This is a genomic window from Klebsiella sp. K47 (assembly GCF_051858335.1).
Taxonomy (GTDB): Bacteria; Pseudomonadota; Gammaproteobacteria; order Enterobacterales; family Enterobacteriaceae; genus Klebsiella; species Klebsiella pneumoniae.
Genome location: NZ_JBPYUI010000005.1, coordinates 246806 through 261312 on the forward strand (window position 1 = coordinate 246806; position 14507 = coordinate 261312).

The following is a 14507-nucleotide window of genomic DNA, read 5'->3' on the forward strand; positions in this document are numbered from 1 at the left end:
GTTAATGAGAAAATTAGCCACAGAGCACCATGGCACGGGCCGGGTCAATGGCAATAAGTCCGGCAATTAAAGACTCCATCTCAGGCATCAGACGGGTTTTATCAGATTCGCTGCGACCGGCTTTCATACGTAGCAGTTTCAGGCGACGGGCCTGGATTTCAAACAACAGACCGGGTTCCCAATCTCCCAGCGTCAGCTGTGGCGCACAGATGGTCAGTTCGCCAAGCAAATGAAGCGCCATTTCGTTTCGGCCATACTGCTCTGCCACCCGGGCCATCAGCAGGCGTATTAGCCAGCGATGGCGCGGAGTGTCCATCCCCGGCCGGAACTGGAGCCAGGTAAGCGCCGCTTCGGGACCATCCGTGTCGCCCTTTTCCATGGCTTCCGACTCAAGGAGCAGCACATCATCAGCCTGACCATTAACGACGGTAGCGAGTTCATCGCCGTACATCAGGCATTCTTCATTCACTTTTTCAGCAATCCAGGCGGTGGTGACTTCGTCGGCAAAGGGGGTACCGTCATTCCATGCCAAACCTTCCAGGCCCGGGAGGCGTTTAAGCAACAGCCGCAGATCGCACAGGACGGAGTCTGTCCAGGTATCCCAGGGGTAACCGGCATGGCTGAGCCCCTGCCAAAGGTACCACTGAAGATCGAACCAGAAATGATTGATCCCTTCGCAATACATCTGGCTGGCCTGCTCAACCAGTTCGGTCCAGTTTTTCTGTAGATACAGCCGCTTAAGTTGAGCGCGATACTCGGGTTTCGGCGGTACCAGGCGTGTGCGACCGCTACTGTCGAGTGGGGGGATCTGATTGACCGTATCCCACCGTACGGTCTTTATCAGCCGGTGAGAAGCCAGCCAACCCTGAGGTTGTTCGCTCAGCCAGCGGGAAAGTAACTTTGCCTGGTCGAGTAAATCGCGGCCCGACTTTACGGCTGACAGTTGCGGTGAATCCGAATGGGCTGGCTCACGCCCGTGCTCCTGGGCGCTGCTATTCTGAGGGACCAGTGCTTCCATGCCACCGGAACGTGCCAGGCGGTTTTCAAGAGCGGTACAGAGACCTGCAAAAGACGGTTTTTCAGCTTCCGGCCAGTCAGCCACGGCGGACTCAAGCAGGTTAATAGCGCCAGCCGTCAGACCAGCATCATTGCGGTCTACCTCAGGCCATACCAGCAGTGCATCAATCACTTTTGCACTGTTCAGCCACTCCAGCGCAGCTTTACGGGCTACGGGACGCTGGGGATGACATGCCTGCCCGTAGCGAGTCAGCATCGCGACAAGCAGTAGTAAACCTTCGGCCAACCCTTTTTCACCGTCGCGGCTGAGTCGGGCCTGCACATACCAGGTCACCACACGAATGTCTTTGGCGCATTCGCAAAGACACTTCCGGGCCAGCTCGCACAACCGCGCTGAATCGGTACCCGATATCTTATTGATCTCTTCACGCATCAGCAGAAAATTATCATCGTATGCGCGATCGTCCCCGGTTTCAGACCCGGAGGTGAACGGGTGCAGCCAGTTATCCCAGAGCGACAGGGCATCACTTGCCCGGGAGGTGAGGCGCTGCCTTTCTTCCTGGCTGGCGGCGCAGGCGGTTAACAGATCTTCCGGTGAACTCATTGATTTCCCCATTCATTACTAAATGAAAAGTTAAACGCTTCCATTGTTCATTGTTCCGGACAGTGGGCACCGTAATCGGTTACTGTAAAATCATCCCCCATTGTTATGACATTCAAAGAGATCCCACCTTCACGTTGATAATCGAAGTTACAGAATCCAAATCCAGTTCCAGAACAAGAATACACTTCGTTTATTCCTTCGGAATTTAACTCTTTGGCAATGGAGTCGCTCTGATCCGCTTCGGTATTTTCAGGCTTCCATCCATAATTTTTGAGCAATTTTCTGGCGCTTTTAATATCTTTTCCGTAAATATTTGGTACAGGTGCTATCCCATTACAAAATGGTTCTATCGGTGCAATTGGCTGAACACGAGCGACATTACCGTCATAAAACAAATCAGCAACTGCGGTCATACCCGGAAAAAATTCTCTCAGACGAAATGTGTTATTTAAATTGGTTTTGGAAACTGCACCCAAAGGCGAATTTGAGCCATCGGTGATTTTATCACCATAAATTAAAGCCTGGAGAGAACCCTTGCTATAAATTGCCACATTTCCATCTTTGACAAAGCAGGATCCGCTTGTACCATCCACACCTTTGCTGAAAAAACCAACGATAGTCAAATCACCGTTAGAGATTTCATTAATCACTCTCCATCCCAGAGATGAAACGGCTTTTCCCTCGATAGTCCTGGGTGGATCTCTATCGCAATTTAATACAGGCTCATCAGAAGGTGTTTTCTGAGGCGCTGCTGGCAATTTATTAATGGCGACAATATGCAAGCCATCTACCGTTGATGATACTTTAGGTATATTTTCCGAAGCACTGGATGAAAAAGTGGTTGTTAAAAACAACAATTTGCAAACACATATTAAACAGTGTGTAAATCGACTGGTATATTTTAAAATCATAGATGCCACATGGTTTTTAAAAGCATAACGTTTCGCATGTGAAACGTTATGCGAAACGAAGATTAACATTTAATTTACTTTGCTGCTTACTCTTAATATCGCATTGTCGTAAACAGGGTTCTGCTTTTCATTTTTTGCCGCCTTATAATAATTAAGAGCTTCATTATACTGGCCTTCGCCTTCGTATATTTTCCCTATATTATAATTCGCACCAGCCCGGATTGTTGATGCATTTTTACCTGAGGCAAGCACAATGGCCTTGCGGTTTGCCCAGATAGCTTCAGCAGTACGGCCAACCTTCTGATAAACTAACCCGAGATTTCCATATGCCTTACCATTTTCTGAATAATTATTGATTGAATTGGTAAAGAGCGAAATCGCCTCCTCATATTGCTCTCTACGGTATGATTCCTCTCCCTTAAGATTTAACATGTTTGAGATATTAATTTGTTCTGCATCCCAGTTTTGATGAGGTAACGTTGCGTTGCTCTTCAATAGTATCGATAAAACATTATCTATATCACCGCCATAGACAGAAACACCTTTTATACTGTTTATATCTTCGATGGCACCATTTTCATTAATTTTAAAAACAGTCCATAAATTACCTGACTGGTCTTTCGGAACATAGTATGTCCGAACTAACGAGTCGCCAATATAAACAAATACTTTTGCGTCGCTTCTGGATAGATTATTGGTTTCTGGTTCATGTTTATCGCTAAAATCGTGAACAGCATAGATATAGGGTTTCCCATTCTCACGTCTGGTTAATGTTATAGTCTCAGGACCAAAACTGTCTGTATCATCAACGTCCAGATTTCCATTGTCGCCCAACTTATGGTTGAAGAAAATATGATTTCCCGGATACACCATATGTGAGTCAAGGTCAGTTGGTGAACTTCCCCAGCCCAAAACCACGCGCATACTATCAAGCCCCTTCATTGTCGGGCTTAATGCGTAACTCATCCCGCTACATGGGCATTTCGCCACCAGTGTTGAATATCCACTTTTTTTGATAATTATCAGACTGTCATTTGTATCGGATGCATTATTCCCAATCTGGGCATTTCCAGAGTCATCACTCAAAGACGAAATGGATTGTTCGCCGTTTCGCTGAATAACAACCTGCGCTCCTGGTATTTTTTGATCTTTAACGACAGCACTTAAAACCTCTACAGATTTACTTTCAGCATAACCAACAAAACTGAATGAGATTGATAAGGCCAGTAAACTTAATTTAATTACACCCTTCATGTTTATCCTTAAATAACTTCTATATTTCAATATAATTAAACCGACATATCTTAATTCAGGATGATTTGTCGATGTCTTTCATGAATCTGATGACGGCTTCCTGAGAATCGTCGTCCTTGCCATTGACGATTTGTGGTGGCTTCCATTTCAGCAGCATAATTTTCCTCCTCCCCCTGAGTGGGTTTGCCCTTCCAGTCGCTTTGCCAGTGGGCTTTTCTGACATGGGGCGCAGGCGCCGATGGGGTGTGGAGGGACTGTCTCCTGATGTACTGGCTTCCGGCGCTCGCGGTACCTGCCTGAGCGCGGAACCGGCCCGGGCGCCGACAAAAATCTGCACAGGCTTGTCAGGGTGGATGAGGCGTTGATGCTTTCCGACACGTCTGGGTTCGGGTCTCACAGATTTCCCTGTTTTCCCCACTCGCTATTCTCCGAGCAAAGCCAGAACAGCACCGGCAGTACGGCGTGCCAGAATCCACGGTTCCCTTTTCTCCTGCTTACTGATGGCCGTGGAGACAGAAGCGGCAAGGGTGAACAATGCGCCCATCGTTACTGGATCGCTTCTGCGCCAGCGGCAACATTAAAAATAGCGTTGGGCAGCGTGAACCCCTGCAACTTCAGTAATTCAAGAGGACCACTGCCGAGTTCGCTACGCATCACAAACTTCAGAGGATTGCCATCCGGGGTGATCCATACCAGTTGCGTCCGGCTGGCATCGAGAGGAGTGAGCAGGGCTTTGTCCAGCAGGCGAATGAAGCCCCAGTTACCCTGGTGACTGGCGTAGAGTTGCATACCACTGTTTACACTACGCCAGCTGAGCGACACGCCTGGATAGTAAGTATTTCCCGGCCAGGTGAAGCTTTGCCAGCTTTCCATCTGATTGAAGTAGTCCAGGTTCTGCTCATCGAGGGTCAATTGCACTCTGGCAATATCCTTTGAAGGACGCGCCATCAGTTCGAAGTGAATACCTGCATCGCCCTGAGAGAACACGATATCAGACAGCTCTGCCAGCTGATTAATCGCCCGGAGGAAATCCGGACTGACAACCATCCCCTGACTTGCGGAAGGATCAACGACCCAGCGATTTCCCTCCTGGTGGAGGATCCCGCCAAGATTAGTTTTCAGGAAGTTAGTGATTCGACCCGAGTCGCTACGCAGGAACTGAGCCAGTAACGGCAGGGAGGCATCGCTGCCGGTGGCCTTAAACGGATACCGCCCCGCAAAGGCCTTATTCCACTGTTCGACAATGGTCGATTGCCAGCGGGTATTGAGACTACCCGCTGCCGGGGCAAGGACCTGCCGCCAGGCCAGATCCAGCGGTTGCACAAACAACGACTGACCAAATCCGTTCCACTCCTGCCCCAGGCTTGCCGCAACCAGACTGCCGTAATCGCGGGTGTCCGTCAGGTCGATGGCTTTACCCTGGAATACGGTCTGTGCCAGCATCTGCGACATCGCTTGCGGATCCGGGGCGCTGGTGACCTGCTGAAGCTTCAGCCGCACCTGGGTAACGCGGGCCAGCCAGGACTGGAAACTGAGGTTACCGTTGCTACCAGTGCCCTCTTTACCTTCCATAAATCCCGTCAGTGGTCCAAAAACGTCCTCCAGTGGACCTTTCGGCCCCTGCGCCTGCTCAATGAACTGTCGGGTATATTTTTTCCGACCAACCAGTTTTTTCGCTGAATCCACTATCGAATCAGCCAGTGCCTCACCCTTCTCGCCTGTTTTTCCCTGCCAGGCCAGCGTATTCATTAAGGCCACAAGCGGAGACTGACGGACATCGCCAATCAGACTGAGCTGGGCAATTGCTTCAGAAAGAGACGTGGCTTCCTGCCACTGAATGCTGTTGACCATGTTCAGCCAGGCATTACCAAAATCGGTAAAATACCGTTCTGTCAGGCGGGCCTTCAGCGCCTCCGGGGAGATATCACTTCCTGCCTGGTGCGTTTTATCCGTCAGGACCCAGTCGATTTCATCACGTCGTGTCTTAACGACCTCGTTAATTGCATCCTGTACCTGCTCTTCCCAGGCCTGGCGCGTAAACATACCCGGGACGACTTCGTCAGTGCTGAATACCGTTGAGGCATCGGTATCGCCGGTCATATCGGCAAGCGTTAAATCAGGCCAGTTGCTGGCCACGCGCTTAAGCATGTCCTGGTACAACCCGGACTCAGCGTTACGCTGACCAATCTGCTTGAGCAGGATCTGACGGACCGTGCTGATTAATTCAGCGTCAGGCTTAATTTTCCATTCCGGATGAGACGGGAGGTTCTGCGCATAAAAACCCAGTAGTTTTGGTGCCAGGTCCTGCCATGTGCCATCCGGCACATTCTGGCGTTTCGGCCAGGCCGTCAGCACGTTTTTTGCCAGCCAGCTTGCGTCTGCTTTGTCCGGACGGGCCAGCATCAGATAACTTTTGAGCACGTCCCAGGTATGCTGTGTGCCCTGCGTACGGGCATCACTGGCAGGAGGAAGTTGCACAAAGGCATTCAGCTGCTGCTTGAGATGGTCTGCTGTGGCATCCCTCATCAGCTGTACGTTGTTTTTCGCATACAGCGGCCAGAGTGCAGCCAGCGTGTCGCTGTCCTGATTAAGACCAAAGCGGGTGTACCATGGTGCGCCGGTCGCTTCGCGATGTTGCAGACGGGCAATGGCTTGCTGTAGTACGAGCTGGTTGTGCAGGCGTTCAGCCAGTGGTTTTGCAGTATCCGCTGCCTGCCTCGCCGTCTCCTGCGCCTCATAAATCTGAGCCCGGTTAACGACGAGCGACAGCAGAGTACCGGCTCCCCATAAAAGGATCAGGGAAAGCAGGAGTAATCGCAGAACCTTCAGCCAGTTGAAGCCCAGTTTTCTGCCGCTGACGGCATCACAGTCATCAATGACTGCCTTCCATGTCGGGGTGTCGAGACGTGTGTTCGGCACCGTTCCGGCAACGGCCAGTTCCGGACTGAACATGACCCCACGTAAACGCCAGGCCGCAGATCCCTGCATCAGCCCGCTGAGTAACACGGTCAGGCTTGCCTTCAGTTCGTTTCGCAGGCGCGAGGACAACTGAAGCAGACCGTCATGTGCCGGATTATTCAGTATCTGTGCCATTCCGAATTTTTGCAGGCGGTGTGCCAGTGTAGAAAACGCTTCACTCGCCCCTTTTACGGTACCTTCAGGGCCAAAAATAACCCCAGCTGGCGTTGTTTCCGTATCCGGCTGAGCGCCTGTCGCTTTGTCAGTCAGCAACAGCCAGACAGGGGCCCGCCAGCCAAGCAGATGGTCTGCTTTCTGGCGGCAACGCAAAAAGGCATCCCGTTCGCTATCCGTCGGGAGGGTTGAAGTATTCATCACCTGAATGATGCCATCAAGCGGGTGATCGGGCCGCAGGTGTTTCAGCTTTGACAGGAAGATCTCATCCGGGAGTGATTGTGCGTCACCACCATAAATCAGTACGTTGCCGTCGCCTTCCTGCCACAGGTCATGACACAGGCCCGGGGCAGCTTTGTGAACGTCGTCCTGGTTGCCCATAACCAAAAGGAGATGCACTTTACGCTTCCAGCGACGTCCATAGCGAAAGCGCAGGTGTTCGGACACGACGTCTTCGCTGAAAACGGGTTCATCGTCGTCTTCTTCACCGGGAATAGGGTTCGTCAACGGAGCGGCACTCTCAGCCTTTTTCTGCCCCCACTGGAAATACAACCCGGATTTGCCCGCGTGGTCGAAAGCCTTCTCTATCAGCCAGCCGAGTAATAATATCGTGGCAACCAGTATGGCGCAGAATGTGAGTATCCGTTGGCCGTCATACGGTCCGAAGCCGGTGGCCGAGGCCACATTTTCCGGAAAGGCATAAAACAAAAATGCCACGATGGCTGTCAGGAAAAAGGCGACAGTCACAACGGAGCCGATGAGGGTTTTTACTTTTACCTTAGACATTCTTAGGCGATTCCTTGCGAACTTCTTCTTTGGTGATGACGGCGATCCAGATGTCGTCTTTGTCAGCGGCGGGCTGTGCGGCGATAACCTGCGGCCCTCGTTGTTCAACGTCAGCATTGGCAAGCGTGATGGCAAGCCAAGGAGCCGCATGGCCTGTGTATCCCAGAACGGGATCGATACTGAAGTTGTCCTCTGAAAGGCTAAATTCCACCCCGCTCTGCTCGCAGGCATTATTCCAGCCGCTTCCAGCGGTCAATGTGGGACCGGAGATCCAACTTCCTTTGAGTTCATCGGGTCTGCTCTTCGCCCAGAGCAGCGCCCGGGTGAGTGTCTTTGTGAGCGTAGTTTCTGCTCCCCTTTCGGGGCGATGAAGGCGGAGTGCATCCGGCCAGGCGTGGGCTTTACGGTTGCTCAATACCACCATTGAGATGGCATCAGCATCTTCTTCCCGGGGAGACGCCGGTAACGACAGCGTGATGGCAACCAGAATGCCCGGATTGTCCCATCGTTTGTCCAGCCAGGCATCGAATGCGCTCAGCCCTTTTCCGGACATCAGGCGAAAAATCCTGCCGGTCTTGAGTGAGAGAACGGCTTTAAGTTGCTCTTCAATCAAGGGGTACAGGTCGTTATCACAATCCAGCATCAGCCAGCATGGTAGCTCCGGCGGAAGCGGCTGAACGATCCCTTCTACACGCGTGGTCAGTTTAGTCACCGCTGCTGTCAGGGCCTTTGTTAAATCAGCCTGGTATTCTGTTAATGCCGCGTATCTGACCGGTTTGTCACATCCTCTTGGGCGGGAGAAGTCGATAGCGGGTGCTGCAACTTTCATTGCCTCAAGCAGGTCATCGGTTTTGTTTCCGGCTGGGGCCTGAATGTATGTACCGAGGATCCATGCGCAGCGCTGACCGCGAAGAATTTCACTGTCGATGAGAGCTTCACGGTCGACATTACGCGACTCAGCTCCAACCTGCTCTGCCTTATAGGCAACCCTGCGTAAACCGAAAAGAAGCCCCCATGTGCAAAACGGGAGGCCCAGAGCGGTGAACCAGAAGACAAATCCGGTTCGCTCTGATGTCCAGCACCACAGTGTAAGCGCTATGCCCCCCAGCATGACAAACGCGAGGAAGAGCAGCCAACGTCCGGTGCCGGGACGCGGTATCTTAGGAGCCTTTTCAGGGATGGCATCCAGCCAGACGGGCATAATCAGGCAACCTTTGCAGTGGCAAATGAACTGATCAGCGTGCAACCACAGGCGCATTTGTGGCCGTGAAATGCAACCGGGATACCATGATCAAGATAATCAGGATTGCCTTCTACGATGGTTGTTGGTCCATGCCCCTCGACCGGGCATGACACTTTGTCGCCTTTACGGGCAACGCCAATACCGCCGAATTTCATCGTTTCGGAAGCCGTCAGTACCGAGCCGCCGTGAGTTGTTTTATCGCCTTTGCGTATTATCTGAAGCATACTATGCCTTTTATTTATAGGGGGGGGTTACAGGATGCTCTCTTCCAAAATGATATTTTTAATTACATCATTATCTAGCATGAAAGTCAGGGTGTTATTTTTGAAATGATAGCTTATCTTGTCTTTGCTTCTTGATGTGGGTTCTCCATAAGCATTTATTATTTCATTTTTATTCATGCCAATATATATACCACGACCGGTGATGTACTTATTGTTTATTACAGTTATGGTAGTGATTCGATATAAATCAAAATCATCACCAAAATGCTTGTAGTTTATATTTGAAGAGCGAATAATGAATCCTTTCCAGTAGTTATCAAAATACTTGTACGTTTCATCACCTTTCGATATATAGTTGCTCCAGGCCCCCGTTTCAAGTTGCTCGTTTTTCCCACATTTACCCCATGCTTTATAAAACTCTTCGAACGAAGAGCTTAATTCTATATTTCCATTTGGGGAGTAAATGCTGAAGTCAGTGCCATTAAATTCTGGTGTGTTTGTTTTTTCGGTTTCAGAAAGATCATCATCTTTAAGCCATCCCATGACAATGCTGCCATCTTTCCTTGTATATCTCCCGAACTCATATCCTCCGGATTTCAAAAAGCCGACAAATGTGTCGTTACTAATTAGAAAAAGCTTATTATTTTTTGAGTTGTCATCTGGCGTTGAATGGAAAAAAGTTTTGTTAATCACTTTATATGAGTGTATGTTTTGTTCGTAGTCAGCTTTTTTCCAAGACTCATCGCAAGCAGCATAAGAATGAAATGACAGCATAGACATTATTAATAGCAAGATTTTCTTCATTTTTAGCCCTTCTTATAAACAGGTATTTCGAAACGTAAGTTTGCATCCGGGAACTGATCAAACATTTTCTTCATGTCAGTTTTTTGTATAAGAGCCCAGTTTATCGATGTTGCATACTGCCTGGTTCCGGGATTGGATGGGTTCCATCTCATTTTATATAACGTGTTTTGTTGGTTTTTACTATTATTAACAAATTTTTCCGAAATCCATTTTGCGCCACCATCGATAGCCTCATCTACTGAGAACCAACCTTTGTTATAAGCAACTACAACCCCGTTTTGAGTGTTGCCAGGAAAAACACCTATGCCGTACATATTATAAACATGCCTGTTGTTATACATTTTGCTTCCATTGGCAAATGCATGTCTACCACGGTCAGTTTCCAGAATTGCATGTGATGCTAAATAAATTTCGCTTACATTATATTTTTGTGCAGCAGCAATAAATACATCTTCTTTCCCTGATAACACACCTTGACCGGATAGTAACTTACCTAAATCTTCGCGAGAAATACCCGAAGGTGCTGAAATGTCGAGGAATTGATATATTTCACTGTTTTCCTGATGAAGCTCAGGATTCATATAGTCCCGAACTTGCTCACGTGTTACGGAACCATAATTGCCATACGTAGGAACACTATCGCCAGTAAGTGACATTTGCTTGTTCAAGGCATAATCTAAAGTATAATCGTAATTCTTGTAGACTATAGTAATCCGGTTAGTACTTTTTAACGTACCCAAAAAAAGGATAGGATGCATATGCCACAGTGAAGGCCCTAGTTTCTCAGTGGACACATCCTGCATCCATGCCATTTTATCAAGAAAATCTTCGCTATATTTCTTCCATTCTGGGGCTTCTTTTTTCAACGCATTGAGGAAAGGTTGCCAAATAGCATCACCTTTTTTGAAGTACCAATCGCTGGGATGTTTTACGATTGTTTTCTGGATGGTGTCACGATAGTCGGGATTATGAAGTGCTCTCCAGTACTCCATTGGAGAATAACGGTCACTTCCGCTGTCAATTTTATCCAGCAGGCGCTGATAATTATGCTTCACGAGAGCATGACTGGTTCGCGGATCATTGGTCGCGGCCTGGTAAAGCGAATCGATAAGGTTACGGAAGAATCCAGTGGGCTGGTTTTTTCCATCCAGGTAATCAAAGCTGGCTGGTTCTGCGGTTTCAGTTCTGAAGCCCAGCTTTGCCAGATCATACTGCGACAAAAGTTGAGGTTCCGCCTGGCCTTTAGGGACGTAAGCATTTTCTGGTCGCAGCTGCCAGTATTCCTGTCTGGTCGACTTATCGACTTCCGTTTGCACCTGTTTCAGTGGCAGGATCCCGGTCCTGGTTGTCACTCTCGTATCCTTCGTGAATGTACCGGTTGCAACATCCTTTTTGTACAGCGCCAGCCCAGGAGAATACTTCAACCAGAGCGGGTTTTTCTCCCCCACCTTTTCCGGGTTGGTCAGGAATTTTTCAAGGTTATCATCCATGCTGGTACATTCAATATGCACCTGATATCTCGCCTCATATCCCCCATCCTTTGGGGCCTGATAGTAGCCCATATGACCAACAGGATCACCGGCAGTGATGGCCCAGGGCGTCGGGCACACAACCTGGTCAAATTTCATAACCTCTTTGGCCGGAGGCATAAGCCTGCGCCACCATGACGGACCAGCGCCGGGGGCGGGTTTAATATTATTATTATCCACTACCACCCAGTAACGTTTACCGGGGATAAGTGAGGTGCTGACCTTTTTCTTAGCATCTGTATGACCATCAGCATCAGGTAAACTTTTCAACGTCACAAGACCATACCGGCGCTGGTTATACCCCACCGCGTTAAGACTGGCATCAGAGGAGTCCCATTCAACGCGTGCCCTCACAGGCATATACCCTGCAATCTGAGGCTGAAGTTGTTCAGAAGTCAGTTTTGCCGTGAGCCAGTCCATTTCGGAAAACGCTTTAAGCGTATCCTGTGTAATCCACTGATTTTCCGATTCTGACTCATAAGCAGAATACGGAGCCAGGTGCATATACAGGGTGTAGAAATGCAGCCCGCTGGATTTCGTTTCACCCGGTTGAATGTAGTGTTTCACCAGAACAAAAGAGCCGGAAAAATTCAGCGGACCAGATTCCCATGCAACCGTCTGATAATCCTTGCAGATACGATAAGCAACCACTTCGCCGTCAGCCATGCATCGGATTGCCTGCTCACCTTTAAAGGGAACCGGGAAATCTATCGCTTCAAGTGGAGACTTACCACTAAGCGCACACCACGGCGTCGTGGCTTCGGTGATATGGATCCCGCCATGCCACATCCCGCTACGGCCAATCATATACTGCCCGGTGGATTCCCCCCTGACATGAGAGAGGATCTCTTCCTGATTATTGAACTCACTTCCCCGGTTATTAGAAGGGATCGGCCAGACAATTTTAATTTTTCCTTTTTGGGTAGCCGTGGCGTACTGCTCTGATGTGGTATTATCGCCATAACGATAAAGTGTATAGGGTATGTTTTGATCACGATATATCTGGGCAGGATAGAACCCCCTTTCCTGGACAAAATCAGATACCCAGTGTGTACCATTAAACATCGCCATATGACCATGCACATGGTGTGGTGCTGCCTGGATTACGACAACATCCCCCACTTGCTGACCAGAAATTGTGAATACACCGCCAGTACACACTGTTGTAGCGCCACCCACAACTTTAAAGTTATTTTCAAGCAGCCATGGGCCATAATTTTTAGCTGATTCAATTCCTGAATTTTTTGCAGATGCCCCTCCAGCGATTAATGCTTTTTTAACATAGCGGGCACATTTTGACTCGCCATATTTAAGCTTTTTATCTATGCCATTTTTAAAATTTTCAGCGTTAATTTTCGCTCTGGCCAGGGCTTGAGTATTTAAAACACTAACTGCTACATTCTTGTCCAGCATTTATTCTCCCCCCTCTGCTTGTCGAGGACAATAAATACTACTATGAGATATGGGCTTAACAGAATCTATTAACCATTTCCCTTTTTCTTTAACCAGGTTAACGGCATACAGGGATACACCCTTACCATATCCTAATGTTAGCTTCACTTGTGCGACCTGGTCATTCTCTGAAACAGTTTCCACATTAATGCTGCCTTTCCATTCTTCACAAATATCCTGAGCATCGACAAAATAATCAGCACCCGATTCATCATTATCACGCAGACTTCTGAGATGCTCAGTTGTATATTCAAAAATAGCTTTTTGAGTTAGTTTATCAGCTGATTCCATATCAGGCATTTCAGACGCAACAAGGTAATCATGATAAAAATTTGCAACAATTTCCCGAGGCATTGAACTATCGTCTGCTGAAGCTGAGGCTATACTGGCCACGCAGAATAAGCAGCAAGCAAAAATAATCTTCTTCAACATGAACGTCTCTCCGTAGATATGTTGGTATTTGTATAAGTAGTCGAGGTGAGAAATTTAGAAAATGACCACGTTCTTATTGTTCCGTTACGCTGGTGTTTTTCCACTTCCTATCAATTTTTTCTAGCACAACATTAAATTTAACTTTAGGCTCGGAACCTGCTCCTAAAATAACGTTGACTGAAGAGTCATTCTCTTTCTGATATACATCAAAGGTACTTATACTTGCTTTCCATGAAGGATAAACATCTTGTGATTTTGTAAAATAATCAACATCAGTATCAACCCAAGCACCATGCCAGTTACAAATATAACGCCCTTTAAACTGCTTGCATTCGCGCTTTTGTGAACATTTTCCTTCGAGTTCTTCTGCCGACACTGAATCATCAGAATCATAATTACACATCATTGAGTCGTTAATGCTTTTCATTAACTCATCAGAAACATATTGGCTGAGAAATCGACTGTTGTCCGATGATTCTTCTTTCAAATATGACTTATAAAAATTGTACACGATGTTTTCTGGGCTTGTTTGCTCGGATGCCTGTGTAAAATTTGATAAACAAAGCAAAAATGCAAATAAAAACACATTACGCATATGAGGAATTAATGGATCCATCATCAGCCCTTAGTCATTGAAAGATTTGCTGCTGATTTTGCTTTCCTGAGTGATATCCGTCAGGCTGAAATTGGGTGTTTCGTTGGGGAGATTTGCGCCCGATCCTGGTACCAGATAGTCAGACGTCTTCATAATGAACTCACCTGATGAGCCATGTTCAATGCCGTTCTTACTCAGCCTCAGGTAAGATCCGCCGCCGTTCAGCGTCAGCGTTTCCGGGGTGCTGATAATAATTTCATCTTCACTGCTGGTCACCGTCAGCTGTTTTTCAGAAAACAGGGACATCGTGTTGTGTTGAGCCTGAATCTCGATGTCTCCCTGGTTGGCAACGAGCTTAGCCCCCTCTTTATGCACAAACATACCCAGGGCTTTTTCCACCGTTACCGACAGATTTTTCATCGCACCGATATCAAGATGCTGGCCTGCATTGATCATGGTGTTACGGGTGCTGCTGAGCTGAAGGTGTTCGCCTGAGGTCAGTGCCACCCCCTGCGGCGCACTCC

The 14507-nt window shown here is 48.3% G+C and carries 11 protein-coding genes; all 11 read right to left on the reverse strand.

Going from position 1 to position 14507, the window contains the following annotated elements:
* Positions 1-13: 13 nt before the first annotated feature.
* Entirely contained in the window at positions 14-1621 is a 1608-nt protein-coding gene (gene tssA / locus RRF55_RS07085; RefSeq protein ID WP_064153452.1) for a type VI secretion system protein TssA, read from the reverse strand.
* 47 nt (positions 1622-1668) lie between these two features.
* Positions 1669-2601, reverse strand: coding sequence for a PASTA domain-containing protein (locus tag RRF55_RS07090; RefSeq protein ID WP_129718277.1), 933 nt, complete (start codon positions 2599-2601; stop codon positions 1669-1671).
* Positions 2602-3786, reverse strand: a complete 1185-nt coding sequence (locus tag RRF55_RS07095; protein WP_439419110.1) for a tetratricopeptide repeat protein — start codon at positions 3784-3786, stop codon at positions 2602-2604.
* A 546-nt stretch (positions 3787-4332) separates the two neighbouring features.
* Positions 4333-7704, reverse strand: a complete 3372-nt coding sequence (locus RRF55_RS07100; RefSeq protein ID WP_048269351.1) for an ImcF-related family protein — start codon at positions 7702-7704, stop codon at positions 4333-4335.
* Positions 7697-8905, reverse strand: a complete 1209-nt coding sequence (locus RRF55_RS07105; protein WP_048269352.1) for a membrane protein — start codon at positions 8903-8905, stop codon at positions 7697-7699. Before RRF55_RS07105 ends, RRF55_RS07100 begins: the two co-directional genes overlap by 8 nt.
* Before the next feature lie 2 nt (positions 8906-8907).
* Complete coding sequence (locus RRF55_RS07110; protein ID WP_048269353.1) at positions 8908-9171, reverse strand: PAAR domain-containing protein; 264 nt, start codon at positions 9169-9171, stop codon at positions 8908-8910.
* 27 nt (positions 9172-9198) lie between these two features.
* Positions 9199-9975, reverse strand: a complete 777-nt coding sequence (locus RRF55_RS07115; protein ID WP_064153455.1) for a hypothetical protein — start codon at positions 9973-9975, stop codon at positions 9199-9201.
* Between the two features lie 2 nt (positions 9976-9977).
* Positions 9978-12575, reverse strand: a complete 2598-nt coding sequence (locus tag RRF55_RS07120) for an N-acetylglucosaminidase (RefSeq protein WP_263742168.1) — start codon at positions 12573-12575, stop codon at positions 9978-9980.
* Positions 12576-12917: 342 nt separating this feature from the next.
* Positions 12918-13388 (reverse strand): DUF3828 domain-containing protein, encoded by a 471-nt coding sequence (locus RRF55_RS07125; protein WP_064153457.1) that lies wholly within the window; start codon positions 13386-13388, stop codon positions 12918-12920.
* A gap of 73 nt (positions 13389-13461) precedes the next feature.
* Positions 13462-14007, reverse strand: coding sequence for a DUF3828 domain-containing protein (locus RRF55_RS07130; RefSeq protein ID WP_223176249.1), 546 nt, complete (start codon positions 14005-14007; stop codon positions 13462-13464).
* A 6-nt stretch (positions 14008-14013) separates the two neighbouring features.
* Positions 14014-14507: DUF2345 domain-containing protein (locus tag RRF55_RS07135; RefSeq protein WP_439419111.1), on the reverse strand; the 494-nt coding region annotated here is incomplete at its 5' end.